Here is a 17,179-nt window from a genome sequence, read left to right as displayed (position 1 = left end):
ACGCGAAAAGCCCCCGCCACGTGGTGTGACGGGGGCTCTCGTGTTCCTACTCAGGTTTGGGCCCGCGGCTCGCAAGCTGAATGCTCCGCTTTGCTCCGTACACGTTGTCCCACGTGTCGGTTCCGTGGCGCCACGTGACCAGGACCGCGCGGTTGAGCAGACTCACCACGTTGGCAACGGTGACGGCACGGTCGGCGAACAGGACATCACCCTCCCTCAGTTCGTCGGCTGTCACAATCGTGTGGCCGCTCGGTTCGTCGGTCATCGTTTCACCGCCCCATCGTCCGACGGACGTACCCCACCTTCCGTCGCGACAACTTTTACGGCCACGTTTACCGCCCGCTCTCGCTCTTCGTCCGACGCTCCGTACCATGCCTCGCGAGTTGCGAAGAGGTAGTAACCGACAAGCCGGTAACCCTTGTCGTCGGGGTTCCGGTCGGTGGCGCACACCTTCACGAACACGTGCGTCCGCATTCTTTCCCGGGCACGGGCGTGGATCTTGTCCGCCGGAACGGGGCGCAGGACGAGGCAAGGTGTACCCAGTCCTTCCGCATCGTCAGCCGCGCGGAGGAGAGCGTCGGCGAGTTCGCGCGCCTGCGCGGGGGTATGGAACGCCGTAGTGGGAGGGGCGTAGTCGCCATCGTCGGAGAAGATCTGCACTTCCCCGTCCGTCGCGCTCACCGTCGTGTCAGAGTCTCTGTTTCCGGGGACCGTGATGTTCTGCATCGTCGCTCCTCACGCGCCCACGGGGCGCAGGCTGTAGACCTTACGGACCTCGTCCAGGTCGACGCGGGGTCCTTCGGTGGTCTGAAACTTCGCGAGCCGGGCACGGGGGCCGTTCGCTGCGCCGCGGATCGTCACGGGGTCGACACCGGCGACAGCCGCAGCCTCCGCGTACGTCGCTAGTTGGGGCTTCCTGGGGGCTACCGGCGGTGCCGGGGTCTCTTCCTTCGCCGGCTCCTCCGCGGGCTCCTGTGGCGTCTCCGTGGGTGTCTTGCGGGAGTGGACGAGGAGCGATCCACCGAAGAACGCGAGCACGGGCCACACGGCGACGAGCACGCGCATCGACACGGGCGGGTGCGCCAGGTCCAGAACGCCGGCCGTGGCCACATTCGCGCTCATGGACGCCGCGAGCGACAGCCAGAACCACACCTTTGCGGAGCGCTTCGAACCCTCGTCCGCTTCCCGCACCTGCTTCCAGGCCATGATCAGCAAGAGGTCGACGCTCACCGGGTACGCCCACGCCTTCCATCCGCCCTGGCCGGCCGCTTCGGCAATGTCGTGGATGTGGGCGAACGACAGAGATCCGGCAATGACGGCCTGAATCAGAAGCGGGTCACGCAGGTTGGCGGCTCTCATGGCTCCTCGGTTCGTGTGCGGGGGTGTGTGAATGGTTCGTGCGGCGGAGCCCCCGTCAGCGCAATTGACGGGGGCTCCAGGGGGGTTACGCGGCGACGTTCTTCAGAAGAGCGTCGAGGAACGACTCACCGTCGAGACGGACAATCGGGCTCGGCTCCGGCTCCGGGGCCTCCGGGAGGTCGAAGAGCCCCTCCGCGGCCTCCGCCGTGGCGTAGTGGCCCGGCGCAACCTCGGTGAGGTACGTCGTGGGGTCCGTCGTGCGCAGCGCCGTAAGCGGCTTGACTGCCGCGTCCCACGCGCTTGCGATGACCTTGACGGACTTAACCTTCCCATACTTTGCGCGCCATGCGTCAGCGTCGGCAAGGGCACGTCGACGTCGACGCTCCCCGGAACCGGGCCACCCTTCCGCGTCCTCTTGTGGCGCCTGCGCGGCAGTCACCATGTCGGCGTATCGCTCGTCCAACTCGGCTTGACGAGCTGCGTCGATGAACGTGCGCACGGCCTTTGTGTGCGCCGTTTCGAGCTGCTTGACGGTGCGGATCTTGCCGCCAACCTCCGTGCGAATGACGCGCGTGACACTGGCGACGCGGACCGTGGTCTCGCGGTGCTCGACGGGGGCCAGCTCCTCCGTGACGATGTCCTCGTCCGTCGGGCGGGCGTGCTCGTCGCAGAAGTGCACCGGCCACGTGTAGTCGCCGTGTGCCTGCTTGACCTGACGGACCTTCGTCGCCGGCGCACCGCACGCCTTGTGACCGTACTCAGTGGCGGTGCCCCAGGAGCGGACGATCTTGCGGTGAGTGGCGGTGCAGGTATTCATGTCCGTCTCCCTCGTGTGTGCCTCGCGTTGGTAGAACTATCGCACAGTTATGGCGTCCGGCACAACGGTTCGCGGCGAGAAACGTCAGTCGTTTGACGCACCTCCCGCCGCCACGAGTGCCGCTCCTTCCGACGGGCGGATCGTCGCGCCGCCCGTCGAGCCCGTCCCGGCGGTTGTCCGCAGCAGTGGCAGTCACGTCCTCCGGGACCGTCGGGGCAGTTCGAACCCAGCATGGGCATGGAGCCTCCTAGATTCGATGCAGCAACGAGAACCCCGTCCCGCTCCCCTCGCACGCCTGGAGGACGAGCGCAGGCGAGCCGGCGAAGGCGGGAATCGCGCCGCCCTGACGCGGGATGACGAGGTGTCCGTAGACCCGGTAGGTCCCCGCCATGGGGCCGGAGATGACGCGGACCGTCCTCCCCACGGGCACGCGCGAGAGCCACTGATACCCCATGTAGTTGTGCCCCGCGAGGATGCGGCCTGCGTAGAACGTCAGCGCTCCGGCGTCGATGCACGGCTGAGGGTTTGTGGTGCAGTTCCGGTAGTACGTGATCCTGATGTCCGCCGGGGCCTTCGCGATCGGGTGGCGCTTCGTCGGCCTCGTCGACGGCGTGGCGAGCGACGTGGAGGGGATGGCCGTGAGTGTCGCACGCACCCCCTCACGCGTCGTGTGCGTCGACGGGCGGGGCGTCGGACGGTACGGCGTCATGTGCGTCGGGGAGGGCGTGAGCACGGGCGCCGTGGTGACGTCGGAGAGGTGCGTCGGGGTCGCGGCGTCGGGGGACGTGACGACGGACAGAGCGCCTACCGTGGCGACGACGGCCAGGGCTCCGGCGATGCGGGAGGGAGCGCGGGACGGGCGTCCGGTGTGGGCGAGTTGGGGGCCTCCTCCGTAGACGGCGCCGAAGCGGATCGCGTTGCCGATGCGCAGTGCGGAGATGCGACTCTCCGCGTCGTCCCCGCTCAGGTACTCGACGCTGTCCGTCACGCGCTGCGCTTCGGGCGCGGGCGTCACGTGGTACGTCTCGAACTCGAAGGTCCCCTCGTTCTCCCCGCGGAGCGGGACGACGCGGATGCGTCGGCCGTCCATGAGTTTGTAGATCATGACTTCTCCTCGTCCCGGGCCGGCACGGGGCCACCCGCGCGCTTCATGTCGGTGTGGAGCTGGGAGACGGCGCTCTTGCGGTTGGTCGTCGACGTGGTGTGGAAACGGTCGAACGCGGCCTTGACGGCGTCGTCACGGGAGTTGCTCATGCCCACGCCCTCCCAATCGCGGCAAGCCGCTCGTATGTCTGCGCCGTGTGCTCCCCGTAGACGAGGTAGTCAGCAACGTGCGCGGCCGTCAGCGACGGGTACTCACGAAGCATCCTCCGGGCTCGTTCACGAGCCCGTTCCTCCGTGACCTCCGGGAACGCTTCGACGAGCCGGCGAGCAGCGCGACGAGCCTTGATCTCTTGGAACATGCCTTCTCCTTCGGGTCTTCGAGTGCCCCGCCGCGGATTCGAACCGCGCGCCCGCCGGCACTGGGGGTGCCGGGTGATCGGGCGATGCCTCTGCGGGGCGGACTGCTAGTTGACGAGCTTCAGTGCGGTGGCTGGTACCCCGACCGCAACCATGTGCGACCGAAGCCACTCCGCGTCCTCTGGCGATTCACACGCCACGTCGACAAGGTCTCCGGCGATGCTCACAATCACGGGGGTGAACCGACTTTCAGTCCCGCGCTGGCGGTACAGGGCCCACCATGAGGCGCCAGCGCGGGTGGCGAACACTTTCGCCTCGTTGACACGAAGTGCCGGCACTAGCCGATGACCCGGGAGACGTCGAAGGTGTGCATGCAGTTCAGGTAGTCGACCGTCAGCGTGTCGCCGTCCTGATGGATCACCGTCGCCGTACCTGCCTGACCGTAGTTGTTGACGATCCGGATGACGTCGCCGAACTCGAACATCTCGTCCCCTCCCCTGGGGCGCCCCGTGTGAGGCGCCCCGCTGCGTGTGTCGCTTGCGTTCCTCGACTATCGCACAGTTATGGCGTCCGGCACAACACCTCTGGAGGGGGGAGCGTCAAACGACTAGCGTGTCTACTTGCCGGCGGCCAGGAACTCCGCGAGACGAGTGATCGCATCGGCGTCGGGGGCCAGGTTCTCCAGGAGTTCGCACGCCTCAACGACGTACTTCGCGCGGTAGCTGCGAGTGGGGGCGTCGACGGCCGGCGCCTCCTTCACCTCTCCCCCGTCGATCTCGTCCGCCAGGGCCAGGATGCCGCGGGCGAAGGTGCGGGCGTCCGCGGGATTGGCGAACACCTCACCCTGGTAGTCACCAAAGACGTGCATCTCCAGCTCGACGTCCGCCCCGCGCTTCGTGGCGACGATGTAGTCAGACGAGCGGTCCCGGCAACGGGCGATGTACGCGGTCATGTTCTCTCCTCTGCGAGTGTCGTGCGATCCGTAGAACGTTGCGGGGTTACGCGGGGCCGGCCAGGAACTCCGCGAGTCGGATGATGTCTGCGGCCGTGTGCTCCGTGTCGACGAGCCACAGCTTCGCTCGCGAGAACGTGTCGTCTCGGGCGTCGCTGGACGCGGGCGGAGCACCGATCTTGCGAACCTGCGAAGCCCACGCGACGAACTGCGGGTCGGGGTCCTCGGTGGCGATGCGGTAGGGAAGCTGGTCGTCGTACACGTCGATGCTGGTCACGACGCCCACACGGCCCGCAGTGGTCGTGTTCTGCCGGGACGGCAGGATCTCCACACGGTCCCCGACGCGAATGACCTCCGCCACGGGGGCCGGCTCGTCCCCGTCGACGAGTGCCAGGATCTTGCGGCCGAACGCGCGGGCGTCCTCATCGGTGGTGTAGACGGATGCGCCGGGGGTGCGGAACGCGATCTCCCCGTCAGAGTCCCGGTAGACGGAGACGCGGTCGTCTGCGTCGTGCATGCAGCTCAGTTCGATGGTCATGTTCTCTCCTCGTGTCTGTGCGTGAGTGGCTTGCGTCGTCGGTCAGTCGGACAGGTCGGAGACGCTTATCTTGAAGCCGTAGCCGTAGTAGAACGGATTTCCGGAACTCCAGCCGACGGACAGTTCAAGCACGTCGCCCATGTCGGCGAAGATGTGCCAGGTGTTGAAGCCGTTCGTCGTCCCGACGCCCGTGATGATGTGGTCGACCTTGTCCGCGTGCAGGAGGAAGCTCGTCAGCTCCGTGTACGCACAGCAGTCGTCCGTACCCTCCAGGACCACACGCTTGCCGTTGTCCAGCGTGATCACGGTTCGGTCATTGCCCCAACGGCCAGTGCCGCCCGTCTCCACGCTGACGATGCGGTGACCCACGACGGCCTCACTCAGGCTCGCCACGTTGTCCGGCATCGTGCCGTTGTCCTCGTCCTCGCTCAGCGTCTCAGCCGCGTACATGTGCTCTCCTCGTGTCTTTTAGAAGCGTGAGTCGTTTAACGCGTGTCGGTCAGGCGAAGTCGATCGAGAAACCTTCGGGGAGCGGTGAGTCATTCAGGGCCTCCACCGCGTATCTGATGTCGTCGCCCCAGAGAGCGGCTTCGTCGGGGCGGACGCCCTGGACGTCGTAGTCGTCGAGGGAGGGAAGTCGGTTCATGGTCTGGAGTCCTTTGCGAGTGAGTGATTCACGCTGCGAGGTCGTGAGCTTCGGCCACGTAGCGGGCGGAGGACGTACCCCGGGAGCGGAGCCGGCGGAGAGCCGCTCCGTTGACTTCAAGGTCGGCACAGACGTCCTGGTCGGGGCGACGCTCCATACCGACGCCGAAGAACGCGCGGAGTGCGAGGGACTGACGCTGCGGGATCTGCGTCATGAGCCACCGGGCCAGGTCCCGACGCTCCAGCGGGTCCGTCACGGTGGCGTCCTTGTCGGCGATGACGTCGGCAAGTGTGAGTGTTTCGTGTGTCTCCTGCCCAGATCCGGTGTTAGCGGGGGCGTCCAGGCTCTCCGTGCCCGCGAGCGCCTCTACCATCGCGATGAACAGTTCACGCGTCATGCGCTTCGTCGGGGAGGCAGCGTCACGGAAGGTTGCCCACGCCTTCTCCATGTCGCCCCCGCACTCCCACAGCGCGCGGCGCACACGGATCGCGGCCGTCGGGTCCAGGGTCAGAGGCGACTTCGTCATGATGTCCGCCTCCATCACCGCACGGCGTACGGCGCGGTAGACGTAGGAAGTGAGCTGCGCGGCGGACGAGGAGGAGTCGTAGTCACGGACGTGCTGGATCAGAACCGCACGCGCTTCCTGCAAGTAGTCCTCCGCGTCCTCCGTGCTCGCGGCGGGGATGGTGCTGCGGATGATGCTCTTCAGCATCGGGTCTACGCGCTGGACGATGGCCCACATGGCGTCGCTGTCCCCGGCCTGCGCTGCGTGGATCTGCTCGTCCGTGACTTCGATGCGGTTCATGCGGGCTCCTCCGTGAGTGTCTGACGCTTAGGTAATGGGGGAATTCGAGGGTGATGTGACGCGGTACTTTTGTGACCTGGGTCACACAGTGATTTAGGTAAACGAAAGCCCCCGTCCCGCGCAGGAACGGGGGCGCCTAGTGCGTGAGTCGTTTAGCGCGTCTCAGAGCACGATGTACCGGATGAGCAGCCCGAAGGCTTCCGCGATGCTGACGTCAGCGACGGCCGTGGAACACCCCTCCCAACCAGGCAGGCAGTACAGATCGGTTACCGCAGCCCACTCGACACTGCATCCGCACGTGAGCTTCGCGTCGAAGAACGCAGCCATCTCTTCAAGGAAGCCCCGCTCGTCGTCAGTGCTCTGCGGCCCCGTCAAAATGATCAACTAGTCCCCCCCTGGGGAGCTTTGGTCCGGATACTCCCCTTCCCACAGGGAGAGCATCCGGTCCATGGATGCGGAGACGCCACGGACTGTCGCTATTGCGTAGGGCAGGAGCCGGGCGCCGATCTTCAGTTCTTCATGAAGAGCTGCACGGCGTTCGTCGAGCGCCGTTGCTTCGGTCGGGCGGGATGGTCCGTGCGTCGCCTGCCGGCCTGTACCGTCCGCATCCACGTCGGGACGTCGCCCCGGCATGGTTACTGCATCGCCGTAGGCGGTCACGAACTGTCGGACCTCGTCTAGATCACGTTGGAGCGTGTCCAGAAGCTCGATCATTCGTTGTCCGTCTGCGACGTGATCAGGACTGTAGGTCACCAAACCTCCACGGGCAATTGCCATGTGGCCGAACAAAGTCCGGCGTCTGTACTGGTCTGTAGCCTTTTGACCGGTTGTTACCGTGCGACAGCTTGGCGGCTACCCGGTAGTACTTATGTCGTCCGCCCAATCTCACCTGCGGTTATGTCGGACGGCACAACTTAATGGTCAACAAAGACCCGTTACGAATCTGTGACATGTGTGCGCCGTGTGGATCTCGCCCATAGCGTCGCAAGTGCCGCTGTGTAGTCGAATCCGCTCACGCTGTAGACCCCTGGCCTGCGGTTTGTGCAAGCCAACTGCACACGTCCTGGTCACCTTTGGACCGATTGCAGAGACTGCATGCGGGGACGAGGTTCGCCCACTCGTGAAGGCCACCCTTCGCAAGCGGACGTACGTGGTCCATCTCCAGTACAACCTTTTCGCCGAACGCGCTGTCACAGTAGGTGCAAGTCCACAACTCCTGTTCCTCCCACCGTCGCAGTGCGTCACGTCGCGACGGGTAGAGCGGGGGCTCCGGGGGCCGCAGGCAAGGTGTGGTGTGCATGGGACGGGCAACGGAGCGGGTCCCCGAGGGATGGATTTCCGCCACCCCTCGGGCAGGTGCCGCCGCGCGTCCCGCAGTTGGCGCAGCAAGACGCGCGGGCCTCACGCCGCGAGCCCCACGGACGCGTACCACTCATCCTCGCGAGCGCGGAGAGCGGCGTCGTACTTCCCGTCAGGAGTCTTCATGTAGAGCGACCCCCACGACCTCCCACCGACGTCCGGGTCGGTGTCGAGCGGGACTCCGAAGAAGTCCATCGCCATAGCCGCGCCGACCTCCCGCGCCACATCGTCGACGATGTCCGCCGGCGCGGAGCCGAGAGCCTCGTCGTGGATCGGAAGGAGGAGGTACTCCGTCAGGCCCCGGTCATGCATGGTGAGAAGTGCCTGACACAGCACGTCACGCGCCGTCGACTGGACGGCATAGTTCGTGGCCGCGTAAACACGGTCACGGTCGAGCGGGAGACGTCGGCCCGTGGGCGTGATGACCACGTATCCGCTGCCCCGCGCTTCCCGCTGGACCTTGTTCGAGAACCGCTTGATCCCTGGGTACACGCGGTCGTACGCCGCGACGGCCGAACGGACTTCGTCGATGGGCGCTCCGGTCTGGCGGCTCAGGGTGGTTGCTCCGCCTCCGTAGACCTTGCCGAAGCCCACGCCCTTGCCCATCTTGCGGTGCGCCTTCGTGAAGTTCGGACCCCAGATGAGTTCCGCGGTGAAGTCGTGGAGGTCACGGCCCTCCGCGATGGCCCGCTTCATGGTCTTCTCATCCGCCAGAGCCGCGAGAACGCGCATCTCCACGGCGCTGTAGTCGACGGAGAAGATGCGGTGTCCCTCGTCCGCGATCAGGGCCCGGCGGATCGTCCAGTCCCCCGACGGGAGTTGCTGGAGCGGAGGACCCGAGATGGACATGCGCGCCGTGCGTGCCTGAAGACTGTTGATCTTCGGGTGGATACGGCCGGCGTCGTCGATGCCGTCGCGCATGGCGACGCCGTAGCTCTTCGACCACTTCCCCGCGCGCTTACTGCGGAGAACCGCGTCCGCCAGGGGGTTGGGCGTCCGGGCTCCGATGCGGACCCAGTCGCGGTCGACGTCGGCAAGGACTTGCAAGACTTCCTTGTCGACCTTCAGGGCCCCACTGTCAGTGGTCTCCGTTAGCGTCTCCCCCATGCCCACGAGAGCAGATGAGACTTGCTTCGGAGCGTTCACCGACGTCACGCCGTACTTCGACGCGCGCCCCGCGTGGAGTGCTGCCTCCTCCTCCAGCCGCTCGACGAGCGGACGGACGTAGTCCTGGTCGACGAGCATCCCGCGGCGCTCCATGAGCGCGCAGACGTACATGACCTTGTGCTCGAAGTCCACGAGTGCCTGACGGACCCCGACCTTGCGGAGTCGCTCCTCCCCGACGGGAAGCCACCGGGAGACGAGAATCGCGTCCAAGCCGGCGTACTGGAGGTAGGTCGGGTGGTTGATGTCGATCTTCGCCCACCCGGTGGCCTTCGTCTCCCCGATGGAGCGGAAGACGGCCGTGAGGTCTTCCTGCGTGTCCGGCGCCGCAGGGTCGACGTCCCGCGCACAGAGTTCTTTGAGCCGGAGTCCCCATCCACCTTCGTGTTTGGGTCGCGAATCGAACAGGTGCGCGATAATCTTTGAGTCCGTCACCTTGGGGGCCAGCGTCGCCAGCGGGACCCCGAGGTGTCGGTCCAAGACCAACATGTCGAAGGTGGCGTTATGGAAGACGAGACGAGGCAGGGACTCCATAGCCCAGCGGGCAGTGTCCGCGTTGCGGTCCGACACTTCGGTCTGGACGACCCACGCGTCCCGCTTGTCCCCGAACTGCGCAGTGCGCAGGCGGTACGTCGGGGAGAAGGTGTCGAGCCCGGTCGTCTCCGTGTCCGCGCCGATCATCTCGCCGGCCACGGCCTTGCGCTCGACCCACCGACGGAACTCGTCGAGATCCGCACGCGTCTCCGGAACGCGGGTCATGGTCTCCGTGCCCGCGATGGTGTACGGGAAGTACTTCACAGCCCCATCACCTCCGCGCGCTTCTTTGCGACGTGTTCCGCATGAGACTTACGCGCGCGCTCCGCCTGCTTGATGTCGGCCGTTGTGTGCACGGTGACATGCAGGACCCGCCCCGCTGCAAGACTCGACGAGTAGACGTACGTCGAGCACTGGCCGTCCCACTGGTTTGCACTGCGGGATCTCTCCGACCCCCACTCCCGCATGACATCGCCCGTGGCTGCGTCGATCTGAGTCCACAGCGACATGTCACGGCCCGCGACGAACTCAGGTCCGTGCGCGGGGCACTTCTCCACTTCGACGTCATCGGACGTTCGGCGGATTTCGTCGGCGTACTGGTTCGCGCGCACCTCGTCGAGGAAGATGCCCCGAAGGGTGAAGTCGCTGTACTCGCCCGATGTCACGACGTAAACGACCTGTGTGTCACTCATGCTGCGCTCTCCTTCGCTTGTCCGAAGATGTCCGTCGAGCCCGCGTCACCCGGGTCGTCCGTCGTTGTGACCTCCGCGTCTGCTCGCGCGGCTTGCGTCTCCGCGTCCGACATAAGGCGGATGCCGTTGAAGCCCCACCTCTTCCCGCGCTTGTCCTTGACGAAGTCGCGGCTCTCCAGCTCGACTCCAAGCGCCCAACCGGACAGGATTTCCTTCCGCGAGAGACCCGCGTCTTCCGCCCACTCCGCGTAGGCGCGACGGACGGCCATGGGAGCGACACGGGCGCCGGGTTCCTGGACGAGGCGAGCCGCAATGAACTCCGCCAACCGGTCTTCGCTCTCCCGGTAGTCCTGCGTGGCGGAGGCAACGGACGATGGCTCCTCCAGCCCCGTCGCGTACCACTCCTGAGCGCCGCGCACGGCCCACGCGAGGATGCCCTCCGCCTCCTCCCGCAGCTTTGCGGGGAGAGACCGGTCAGCCTTCGCGCCACGGAACGTCGCTTCGAACGGGACGAGTTTGACGCGCCTCCAGACCCCGAGATCCTGGCTCAGGATCGCGGGCTTGTAGTTGCCGGCGACGATGAGCAGGAAGTTCGGGACGTAGGTGAACGGGTTCTGATTCAGGAATCGACACGTCACCGGGTCACCTCCCGTGAGCTGCTTGACCAGTGCCTCCGCGAGCCGGGAGTACTTCTCCGTCTCGCTCGCCGTGACAAGCCGTGCGCCACGGAGCGATGCGAGTTCGGGGCTCGCCTGACCGACGTTGACCCGCTGCTCGAAGGTGCTGAATTCCGTGCTCTTCGTGACGCCGCGGAAGACGTAGAGCAGTGCGTCCAGGAACGCAGACTTCCCGTTGGCCCCTTGTCCGTGGAGGAATGCGAAGCACTGCTCACTCGTCGATCCCGTGATCCCGTAGCCGACGAGCCGCCGCATGTACGCCGGTAGTTCCGGATGCTTCGGGAACACCTCGGCGAGGAACTGCTCCCACCGTGGCGCCTGTGCTGCGGGGTTGTACGCGACGTCGAGCCGCTTCGTGATCAGGTCCGCCGGCGAGTGGGCGTGGATCGCTCCCGTCCGCAGGTTGACCGTCCCATTCGCCACGGAGAGGAGTTCCGGACGGGCGTCGAAGGAGTCGGCCGACGCAGGCACGCCCGGGACGGACGGCAGCTCCTTAAGGATGCCGTCGATGTGCCGGTTGGTGAGTGCCTTCAGGGCTAGCTTCCGTTCGAAGTCCGTCCCCGTCGCGATCAGTTCGGCTCCCATCTGATGGAGAGCCTCCCGAACGGCGTCCGTGTTCTGGACCCATATCGATCCGTCCCATACGAGGTAGCCCAACCCCCTGGCGTAGCGCACTCCCCCGCCCGTGCGTCGCATGTAGTCGCGCAGGCGCACGGCCAGACCGACGTCAGTAGCGTCAAACGACTCACGCGCGCTCTGGCTCATGGTCTGGAGTGCGGTGTCCGTACCGGACTCTGTCGTGTCGGACTGGACAGTGGGAGCGGACGCAGGCGTCGCGTCGTCCTCCAGCTCGACTACCGATGCGGCACGTACCGCACGGTGCAGTTCCGCGGCGAAGGTCGCGGGCGTGCGCTCCCTCCAGTCCGTCAGATCCTCCTCAGCGTTCGGGAAGGGGAGCTGACGCGGGGCGTTGCCGTCCTCCGCAAGGGCCGTCGCCAGTGCGCCGATACCGCGCGCTCCAGCGTCGTCGGGGTCGAAGGCGAGAATGACGTCACGGCCGCGGAGGTGCGTCACGAGTTCCGCGACGAGGACGGCGTTCCGTGCCAGTCCGGCACCGCGGATGATGAGCGCGTCGTACCCGACCCCAACGGAAGTCAGTCCGTCCCCGGGGCCCTCCGTGACGAGGATGGTGTCATAGCCGGTGCCGGCGCTCAGGACGCCGTACTTCGCCCACGTCCGTCCTTCCAGGTTGGCGAGAGACACCCACCGGGCGGGGCATTTCTTGGAGAGGTCACGACCCTGGAGGCCACGGATCACTCCGTCGAACCCCGCGAGCGGGACCGTCACGCGCGGGTAGCGAGTGAAGCCACGCGTTAGCCACGGCTGAGCGCGGGGGCCAGGAGCACAGTAGCCGACGTCAAGGTCCGCGCACTGCTCGGGACTCAGTCCGAACCGGTCCGCGATGTAGGCCCGTGCCGCCTGCGACTCCTCCGAGTCGTACTCGATGGACGTCAGCGCGTCGGCGCACTCGTCGACGAACATCCGCAGGCCAGCAATCTCCGCGACGCCCACGGACTCCGGGACCTTCGCTGAGATGGTGTGCGCGCCCATGTCGTTGACGACGTCAAAGAGGTCGGCCTCCCGCATGCGCATGGCCTCCAGAACGTCACCCTTGTCGCAGCCCGTACGGCAGACGAGCAGGAGCTTCCCGCCCTCCTTCAGCGTGAGCTTCAGCGACGGGTGATTCCGGTCTGAGTGCGCGGGGCAGAGCGCTAGATGTCCGTCGTGGTCCTCCTCTACGCCGCTCAGCCGCCCCAGGATCTCGGACAGTCGCAAGGTTCTCCCCTCTCCAGTTGTCATGCGAAAAGGGGCGCCCCCGGAAGGACGCCCCCTGTGTGCGTGAAACGACTTACGGACTACTCCTCTTCGCTGTAGTCCTCGTACGTGACCTCTCCGTCCGGTCCGCCAGACGCGTCGAAGTTGCCCGCGTGCTTGTCCCCACGGGAGAGCGCATGCCAGATCCACCCACGAGCGTCGGACGCGGAGATCTTCCCGCCCTCGTACTCGTCGTCGTCCTGGTAGATGGTGATCGTCCCGGAGAAGGGGATGTATGCCTTACGCTTCACGCTGCCTCCCGGTGCTCTTCGTCGATGTCGAACCACCTGTCGAAGTCGGCGTCTTTCAACGCCTCCTCCATGTCCCGCAACCGGTTCATGAGCCGCGCGTCAGTGCGCACGTCGCGGACGACGTAGCCGTCTGCAACGCCCTTCATGCGCCGCTTCACGACCGCGCAGCCGAAGGGTTGGCCGGCGTTGACAGCCTCGCGGTTGGCCTGCGCGATGTAGTCGGAGAGCGTGATCGTCTTCTCCGCCTTCAGCTCCGCGGCGTGGAGGTAGTAGCCCGACACATCACCAATGTCGAGACGGCCCATCTGAACGTTCCGATGGGCCGCCGGGTTGTGCTGCTCGCGTATGTAGTTGGTCCACAGCGTCTCCCACGCTGTGCCTTTTGCCTTCGATGGGTTAGCCAGACGTCCTCTCCTCCTTCGTCACCCACACTTCGACAAGTTCCCAGCCACCGTCAGAGTCAACGACCGTCGGGGGAGCCTGAACCTGCCAGGTCTCCCCCTTGTAGACGAGCCTGTTCTCCCGGCTCACTTCGCTCCGCTGACGATCTGCGGGGTTTTCGTTCGCGCCCATGCCGTCGCCTCTCTGTACACGTGCGCACGTCATACCCGCTCGCACGGTCTAGTAAGAGGACCAACTCCGAAAGAATGTGCGAGTTACGGCTGCTCGCGAGATGTTCTCCGACGTCACCGGACGTTCACGACCGTCACGCGAGCGCCAGAACTCCCCCACCGCCTCCGCCGGCACTGACGAGGATGCCGCACGGGGCGCCGAACTCACCCTCCTCTATGACGCCGTCACCGCGGAAGCTGCGGAGGGTGGAGACCCGCTCGTCCGCGTCCGCCTTTTCGTCGTACGGTCCCCAGATCTTGCCGACGGGGTAGCGGAAGGCTTCTACGGTCTGCACTACTCGGAACACGTGCTCTCCTTAGAAGATGTCGCGAGTGATAACGAGGGCTTCGCCGTTGTCCAGCTCCCGGACAAGCGCGATGATCTCGGATGCGGCGCCCAGCTCCTCGCCGTCGGTCCAAGAGTGGTCGGCGTCGGCATCGAGCCGCACACTCACGACGTCTTCGCCTTCCGGGATGGTCAGCTCACGAACGTTGATGTAGCTCATCCGTCCTCCAGCTCCTTCATGAACTCTTCCGTCAGCCACGGCCACGAGGCATACGCGCACCGCGAGAGGGGGAATTCGACGGGGATCGGGTCGGGCACGGCGCGAACGATGACCGTGTTGGGCTCGCGGGTCACTCGTCCTCCTCTCCGTCTCCGTGGTAGTCCCCGAACGACAGGCCCGGGTCCCGCCCGGAGTGCGCAAACATCAGGTGGTCGACCTGTATGGCGTCGACGCCGTAGTCCCGCCAGTCGTCGACTACGTCCCGCGCTTCGCGCTCCGTGTCCGCGTAACGGGTGGCGTGAGTCTCGACGGTGTGGCCACCGATGTTGTGCTTCATGCGGGATCGAATGCGATAGACGTCGCCGTCGAAGACGCCCATCAGGCGGCCTCCCGCCACTCCGTGACGGTCATCTCGAACGACTCCATCTCGACGGCCTTGACGGTGTCCTCGTCGTCCCAGAGATCCGTGTCGTCCTGCGACTCCGTGAGGCCCCGCTGATAGTCGACGGCGTAGACCTTGCCGTCATCCGGTGCGCGGAAGAGGCACTCGTGCCAGGACACCCACCGTCGGGTGTCGGTCTGCTGATCGCGGAGGATCTCCGCTTCCTTGCCCGGCTCCGCGTCCCACTCATGCGGGACGCCCATCTCTTCGAGTTGCTCGCGGGTGAAGCTGCGCGTGGCCACTACTTCTCCTCTCGTCTCAGCACAACCACTTGCGCGCCCCGACTCAGCGCGACCCCCGCGGCTTCCCAGTACTTCGGGAAGTCGCGCCGGGACGTTGCTGCGGGACGGATGTAGATCAGGTCGTCGGGGCCGGCGTCGCGGATGTCCCCGAGTGCGGGGGCGTTGGCGTCGTCGATGACGTGGAGTGCGCTCACTGCGCCAGGTCCGCGAGCAGGTACTTCGCCCGGTCCTCCTCCTCCACGGTGCCGTATACAACCGTGTGCCGTAGCCCGGTCCGGATGATCTCCAGCTCGCCAGACGTCAGCTCGATGTTCACTGTCTCCGGCGCTACCAACTTCGCCATGCTCTCTCCCAAGCTCGAAGGGTCTCCCTACGCCGAAAGCCCCCGGGACCGAAGTCACCGGGGGCTGAGGATCAGACCTTGCGCAGGGGGCCGTACTCATTCACGACCAGTTCGAGGGAGTCACCGGAGTAGGCGGATGTGGGGGTGAACCCGAGACCCGCGCGAACCTTGTCTCCGAAGCGGACGAAAGTCCACACGTCGTTGTCCCGGTCCGTGTACTTCGCCGACAGGTCGTACGTCACGCCGTTGTGGGTGTAGGTGTTCTCGTCCGCGCGCTCGACGGAAGCGACCTTCCAGGTACCGTTGTCTGCGTCGCCGTGCCTGCCGGAGCCGTCGCCGAATTCGACGAGGTAACGGAGTCGGTTGTTCGGGTCGTATTCGGTCTTCAGAGTGCCGACCTTGCCGACGAACTCACCAGTCCGGGCGTATTCGTCGTCCTCCACGACACGGACTCGGTCACCGACCTTCAGGGGCGCGGGCTCCACCTTCGTGAGCGCCTCCGCGAAGGAGAGCGAGTGCTTCCCCTCCGCGTCGCGCATGAGGTAGGTGTCAGCCCCGCTGTGGTGGTCGAAGGGCCCGAAGGCGACCTCTCCGGCGCCGAAGGTCCGGTGTTCCACCTTGTCACCGACGGCGAACTTCGGGGTCTCGGGGATGACGGCCAGCGTGCCGGGGTCAGTCGCCGTCTCGCGCCCGTTCGCGAGCCGTACGAGGTACCGCTCAGCGCCCCACGAGTTCGTGTAGGGGCCGTAGGTGATCTCGACTTCCCCGCGCTCCAAGTGCTTGACCTTGTCGCCGGCCTTGAACGTCGCTTCCATGCTCTCTCCTCCGTGAGTGTTGCACGCAAAGGCCCCCGGATCATCGATGCCCGGGGGCCGTGGGGCGGGGTTGGTCAGACGCGGGTGAGGGGACCCCAGCGCCCGACAATGAACTCCAGCGACGTACTGTCCGCGTCCGGGGTCTCACCGTGCGTGGCGCCGGTGACGACCTTGTCGCCGAAGCGCGCGAGCGTCCAGACGTCGCCGTCCCGGTCCGTGTACTTCGCGGTGAGGTCGTACGTGATGCCCGCGTGCTTGAAGGTGTCGGCCGGCTCGATGCGCTCGACGCCCCCGCAGTGCCACGTACCGTTGACGTCGCCGTGGTAGCCCTCTCCGTCACCGAACTTGACGAGGTACGGGAGCGACGAGTGTGCGGCGACGCTGATGACGACGCCCTCACGGCCGTTGAAGCGGTTCCGCCCGCCCCCGTCGTCGTCCGTGACGCGGACCTTGTCACCCGCCTTGATCGGCTCAGGCTTGACGACCTTCGTCAGCCCCTCCTCGGGAGGCGCCGTGTGCTTGCCGTCCCGCTCCACCACCCAGAAGTTGCCGCCACTGAACGTCGACACGAAGGGGCCAGCGACGAGCAAGCCCTCGGGGTTAGAGCCGATGGTCGACGTCACCCTGTCCCCGACGCTGAACTTCGGAGGCTCGGGGATCGCGACGAGGTCATTCCCCCGCTGCAACCGCTCGCCGGCGTCGGTACGGACCACGTAGCCCGTGAACGTCCCGTGAGTACTGGGGAAGGGGCCGTAGGTGATCTCGCCGTCCGCGTGATCACCGATGCGGACCTGCTGACCTACCTCGAATGTCTCGCTCACTTGCTCTCCTCCGTGTCCCCGATGACGACCATGCGGTCCGCGGCGACGGTCTGAACCGCCAGTGTCTTGCGGGCGATGAACCCGGAGTCACGCCCGGTGGGCTTGACCTTGACCTTCGGGACGATGAGCCCCGCAGCCTTGTTGCTCTCCAACGACTGCACGACGCCTTCCGACAAGCGGACGACGTTGCCCTGTCGCGACGCGTACGAGACGAGAACCCCGGGACGGATCTCGGCTCCGGTGTAATCGCACAAGCGACCCTTACTCAT

General features: G+C 66.0%; 31 protein-coding genes. All 31 read right to left on the bottom strand.

The genetic code is table 11. From position 1 onward, the window contains the following. Positions 1-46: 46 nt before the first annotated feature. The 31 genes from ABZT74_RS06345 to ABZT74_RS06195 all read right to left on the bottom strand — a co-directional run bounded on the left by ABZT74_RS06345 (position 47) and on the right by ABZT74_RS06195 (position 17,179). Positions 47-265 carry a hypothetical protein gene (locus tag ABZT74_RS06345; protein ID WP_356433596.1) on the bottom strand — a complete coding sequence of 73 codons (219 nt, stop codon included), beginning with the start codon at positions 263-265 and terminating at the stop codon, positions 47-49. Continuing rightward, positions 262-726 (bottom strand): hypothetical protein, encoded by a 465-nt coding sequence (locus ABZT74_RS06340; protein ID WP_356433595.1) that lies wholly within the window; start codon positions 724-726, stop codon positions 262-264. The genes ABZT74_RS06345 and ABZT74_RS06340 overlap by 4 nt, the downstream gene beginning before the upstream one ends. Before the next feature lie 9 nt (positions 727-735). Then, entirely contained in the window at positions 736-1,359 is a 624-nt protein-coding gene (locus ABZT74_RS06335; protein ID WP_356433594.1) for a DUF2637 domain-containing protein, read from the bottom strand. An 85-nt stretch (positions 1,360-1,444) separates the two neighbouring features. After that, positions 1,445-2,176, bottom strand: coding sequence for a hypothetical protein (locus ABZT74_RS06330; protein WP_356433593.1), 732 nt, complete (start codon positions 2,174-2,176; stop codon positions 1,445-1,447). 247 nt (positions 2,177-2,423) lie between these two features. Beyond that, positions 2,424-3,281, bottom strand: coding sequence for a hypothetical protein (locus tag ABZT74_RS06325; RefSeq protein ID WP_356433592.1), 858 nt, complete (start codon positions 3,279-3,281; stop codon positions 2,424-2,426). Then, complete coding sequence (locus ABZT74_RS06320) at positions 3,278-3,430, bottom strand: hypothetical protein (RefSeq protein WP_356433591.1); 153 nt, start codon at positions 3,428-3,430, stop codon at positions 3,278-3,280. Before ABZT74_RS06320 ends, ABZT74_RS06325 begins: the two co-directional genes overlap by 4 nt. After that, on the bottom strand, positions 3,427-3,639 hold the full coding sequence (locus ABZT74_RS06315) for a hypothetical protein (RefSeq protein WP_356433590.1): 213 nt from the start codon (positions 3,637-3,639) through the stop codon (positions 3,427-3,429). The genes ABZT74_RS06320 and ABZT74_RS06315 overlap by 4 nt, the downstream gene beginning before the upstream one ends. A 335-nt stretch (positions 3,640-3,974) precedes the next feature. Further along, entirely contained in the window at positions 3,975-4,121 is a 147-nt protein-coding gene (locus ABZT74_RS06310; RefSeq protein ID WP_356433589.1) for a hypothetical protein, read from the bottom strand. 132 nt (positions 4,122-4,253) lie between these two features. Next, complete coding sequence (locus ABZT74_RS06305) at positions 4,254-4,589, bottom strand: hypothetical protein (RefSeq protein ID WP_356433588.1); 336 nt, start codon at positions 4,587-4,589, stop codon at positions 4,254-4,256. 46 nt (positions 4,590-4,635) lie between these two features. Beyond that, positions 4,636-5,127 (bottom strand): hypothetical protein, encoded by a 492-nt coding sequence (locus tag ABZT74_RS06300; protein ID WP_356433587.1) that lies wholly within the window; start codon positions 5,125-5,127, stop codon positions 4,636-4,638. Between the two features lie 42 nt (positions 5,128-5,169). Next, positions 5,170-5,577: a hypothetical protein gene (locus ABZT74_RS06295; protein ID WP_356433586.1), complete on the bottom strand. Its 408-nt coding sequence runs from the start codon at positions 5,575-5,577 to the stop codon at positions 5,170-5,172. 49 nt (positions 5,578-5,626) lie between these two features. After that, positions 5,627-5,773 carry a hypothetical protein gene (locus ABZT74_RS06290; RefSeq protein WP_356433585.1) on the bottom strand — a complete coding sequence of 49 codons (147 nt, stop codon included), beginning with the start codon at positions 5,771-5,773 and terminating at the stop codon, positions 5,627-5,629. A 28-nt stretch (positions 5,774-5,801) separates the two neighbouring features. Further along, on the bottom strand, positions 5,802-6,578 hold the full coding sequence (locus tag ABZT74_RS06285) for a sigma factor (protein WP_356433584.1): 777 nt from the start codon (positions 6,576-6,578) through the stop codon (positions 5,802-5,804). A gap of 162 nt (positions 6,579-6,740) precedes the next feature. Further along, the gene (locus tag ABZT74_RS06280; RefSeq protein WP_356433583.1) at positions 6,741-6,962 is read right to left on the bottom strand and encodes a hypothetical protein; all 222 of its coding nucleotides are present in this window, start codon (positions 6,960-6,962) and stop codon (positions 6,741-6,743) included. Further along, positions 6,963-7,331 carry a hypothetical protein gene (locus ABZT74_RS06275; protein WP_356433582.1) on the bottom strand — a complete coding sequence of 123 codons (369 nt, stop codon included), beginning with the start codon at positions 7,329-7,331 and terminating at the stop codon, positions 6,963-6,965. A 259-nt stretch (positions 7,332-7,590) separates the two neighbouring features. Beyond that, positions 7,591-7,878, bottom strand: coding sequence for an HNH endonuclease signature motif containing protein (locus ABZT74_RS06270; protein WP_356433581.1), 288 nt, complete (start codon positions 7,876-7,878; stop codon positions 7,591-7,593). Positions 7,879-7,979: 101 nt separating this feature from the next. Further along, positions 7,980-9,899, bottom strand: coding sequence for a DNA polymerase (locus tag ABZT74_RS06265; protein WP_356433580.1), 1,920 nt, complete (start codon positions 9,897-9,899; stop codon positions 7,980-7,982). After that, positions 9,896-10,327, bottom strand: coding sequence for a hypothetical protein (locus ABZT74_RS06260; RefSeq protein WP_356433579.1), 432 nt, complete (start codon positions 10,325-10,327; stop codon positions 9,896-9,898). Before ABZT74_RS06260 ends, ABZT74_RS06265 begins: the two co-directional genes overlap by 4 nt. Then, a complete protein-coding gene (locus ABZT74_RS06255) occupies positions 10,324-12,840 on the bottom strand; it encodes a phage/plasmid primase, P4 family (protein WP_356433578.1) in 2,517 nt (838 codons plus the stop codon). The genes ABZT74_RS06260 and ABZT74_RS06255 overlap by 4 nt, the downstream gene beginning before the upstream one ends. Positions 12,841-12,920: 80 nt before the next feature. Continuing rightward, complete coding sequence (locus ABZT74_RS06250; protein WP_356433577.1) at positions 12,921-13,130, bottom strand: hypothetical protein; 210 nt, start codon at positions 13,128-13,130, stop codon at positions 12,921-12,923. Beyond that, the gene (locus tag ABZT74_RS06245) at positions 13,127-13,435 is read right to left on the bottom strand and encodes a hypothetical protein (RefSeq protein WP_356433576.1); all 309 of its coding nucleotides are present in this window, start codon (positions 13,433-13,435) and stop codon (positions 13,127-13,129) included. Before ABZT74_RS06245 ends, ABZT74_RS06250 begins: the two co-directional genes overlap by 4 nt. A gap of 401 nt (positions 13,436-13,836) precedes the next feature. After that, positions 13,837-14,049: a hypothetical protein gene (locus ABZT74_RS06240; protein WP_356433575.1), complete on the bottom strand. Its 213-nt coding sequence runs from the start codon at positions 14,047-14,049 to the stop codon at positions 13,837-13,839. A 9-nt stretch (positions 14,050-14,058) separates the two neighbouring features. Then, positions 14,059-14,247 (bottom strand): hypothetical protein, encoded by a 189-nt coding sequence (locus ABZT74_RS06235; protein ID WP_356433574.1) that lies wholly within the window; start codon positions 14,245-14,247, stop codon positions 14,059-14,061. Then, on the bottom strand, positions 14,244-14,381 hold the full coding sequence (locus tag ABZT74_RS06230; protein WP_356433573.1) for a hypothetical protein: 138 nt from the start codon (positions 14,379-14,381) through the stop codon (positions 14,244-14,246). Before ABZT74_RS06230 ends, ABZT74_RS06235 begins: the two co-directional genes overlap by 4 nt. Next, entirely contained in the window at positions 14,378-14,626 is a 249-nt protein-coding gene (locus ABZT74_RS06225) for a hypothetical protein (RefSeq protein WP_356433572.1), read from the bottom strand. The genes ABZT74_RS06230 and ABZT74_RS06225 overlap by 4 nt, the downstream gene beginning before the upstream one ends. Then, positions 14,626-14,931, bottom strand: coding sequence for a hypothetical protein (locus ABZT74_RS06220; RefSeq protein ID WP_356433571.1), 306 nt, complete (start codon positions 14,929-14,931; stop codon positions 14,626-14,628). The genes ABZT74_RS06225 and ABZT74_RS06220 overlap by 1 nt, the downstream gene beginning before the upstream one ends. Next, entirely contained in the window at positions 14,931-15,125 is a 195-nt protein-coding gene (locus ABZT74_RS06215) for a hypothetical protein (RefSeq protein ID WP_356433570.1), read from the bottom strand. The genes ABZT74_RS06220 and ABZT74_RS06215 overlap by 1 nt, the downstream gene beginning before the upstream one ends. Further along, entirely contained in the window at positions 15,122-15,274 is a 153-nt protein-coding gene (locus tag ABZT74_RS06210) for a hypothetical protein (RefSeq protein ID WP_356433569.1), read from the bottom strand. Before ABZT74_RS06210 ends, ABZT74_RS06215 begins: the two co-directional genes overlap by 4 nt. 71 nt (positions 15,275-15,345) lie before the next feature. Further along, positions 15,346-16,089 carry a phiSA1p31-related protein gene (locus ABZT74_RS06205; RefSeq protein ID WP_356433568.1) on the bottom strand — a complete coding sequence of 248 codons (744 nt, stop codon included), beginning with the start codon at positions 16,087-16,089 and terminating at the stop codon, positions 15,346-15,348. 74 nt (positions 16,090-16,163) lie between these two features. Next, positions 16,164-16,910, bottom strand: a complete 747-nt coding sequence (locus ABZT74_RS06200) for a phiSA1p31-related protein (protein WP_356433567.1) — start codon at positions 16,908-16,910, stop codon at positions 16,164-16,166. Then, entirely contained in the window at positions 16,907-17,179 is a 273-nt protein-coding gene (locus ABZT74_RS06195; protein ID WP_356433566.1) for a hypothetical protein, read from the bottom strand. Before ABZT74_RS06195 ends, ABZT74_RS06200 begins: the two co-directional genes overlap by 4 nt.

The sequence above is a fragment of the Streptomyces sp. NPDC005302 genome, from assembly GCF_040607345.1.
In the GTDB taxonomy this organism is placed as follows: Bacteria; Actinomycetota; Actinomycetes; order Streptomycetales; family Streptomycetaceae; genus Streptomyces.
This window is presented reverse-complemented; position numbering and strand designations above follow the sequence as displayed.

Coding starts and splice junctions, on each gene's coding strand:
- ABZT74_RS06345 (WP_356433596.1), bottom strand. CDS start 265: ATGACCGACGAACCGAGCGGCCACACGATTGTGACAGCCGACGAACTG.
- ABZT74_RS06340 (WP_356433595.1), bottom strand. CDS start 726: ATGCAGAACATCACGGTCCCCGGAAACAGAGACTCTGACACGACGGTG.
- ABZT74_RS06335 (WP_356433594.1), bottom strand. CDS start 1,359: ATGAGAGCCGCCAACCTGCGTGACCCGCTTCTGATTCAGGCCGTCATT.
- ABZT74_RS06330 (WP_356433593.1), bottom strand. CDS start 2,176: ATGAATACCTGCACCGCCACTCACCGCAAGATCGTCCGCTCCTGGGGC.
- ABZT74_RS06325 (WP_356433592.1), bottom strand. CDS start 3,281: ATGATCTACAAACTCATGGACGGCCGACGCATCCGCGTCGTCCCGCTC.
- ABZT74_RS06320 (WP_356433591.1), bottom strand. CDS start 3,430: ATGAGCAACTCCCGTGACGACGCCGTCAAGGCCGCGTTCGACCGTTTC.
- ABZT74_RS06315 (WP_356433590.1), bottom strand. CDS start 3,639: ATGTTCCAAGAGATCAAGGCTCGTCGCGCTGCTCGCCGGCTCGTCGAA.
- ABZT74_RS06310 (WP_356433589.1), bottom strand. CDS start 4,121: ATGTTCGAGTTCGGCGACGTCATCCGGATCGTCAACAACTACGGTCAG.
- ABZT74_RS06305 (WP_356433588.1), bottom strand. CDS start 4,589: ATGACCGCGTACATCGCCCGTTGCCGGGACCGCTCGTCTGACTACATC.
- ABZT74_RS06300 (WP_356433587.1), bottom strand. CDS start 5,127: ATGACCATCGAACTGAGCTGCATGCACGACGCAGACGACCGCGTCTCC.
- ABZT74_RS06295 (WP_356433586.1), bottom strand. CDS start 5,577: ATGTACGCGGCTGAGACGCTGAGCGAGGACGAGGACAACGGCACGATG.
- ABZT74_RS06290 (WP_356433585.1), bottom strand. CDS start 5,773: ATGAACCGACTTCCCTCCCTCGACGACTACGACGTCCAGGGCGTCCGC.
- ABZT74_RS06285 (WP_356433584.1), bottom strand. CDS start 6,578: ATGAACCGCATCGAAGTCACGGACGAGCAGATCCACGCAGCGCAGGCC.
- ABZT74_RS06270 (WP_356433581.1), bottom strand. CDS start 7,878: ATGCACACCACACCTTGCCTGCGGCCCCCGGAGCCCCCGCTCTACCCG.
- ABZT74_RS06260 (WP_356433579.1), bottom strand. CDS start 10,327: ATGAGTGACACACAGGTCGTTTACGTCGTGACATCGGGCGAGTACAGC.
- ABZT74_RS06245 (WP_356433576.1), bottom strand. CDS start 13,435: ATGGGCCGTCTCGACATTGGTGATGTGTCGGGCTACTACCTCCACGCC.
- ABZT74_RS06235 (WP_356433574.1), bottom strand. CDS start 14,247: ATGAGCTACATCAACGTTCGTGAGCTGACCATCCCGGAAGGCGAAGAC.
- ABZT74_RS06225 (WP_356433572.1), bottom strand. CDS start 14,626: ATGGGCGTCTTCGACGGCGACGTCTATCGCATTCGATCCCGCATGAAG.
- ABZT74_RS06210 (WP_356433569.1), bottom strand. CDS start 15,274: ATGGCGAAGTTGGTAGCGCCGGAGACAGTGAACATCGAGCTGACGTCT.
- ABZT74_RS06205 (WP_356433568.1), bottom strand. CDS start 16,089: ATGGAAGCGACGTTCAAGGCCGGCGACAAGGTCAAGCACTTGGAGCGC.
- ABZT74_RS06195 (WP_356433566.1), bottom strand. CDS start 17,179: ATGAGTAAGGGTCGCTTGTGCGATTACACCGGAGCCGAGATCCGTCCC.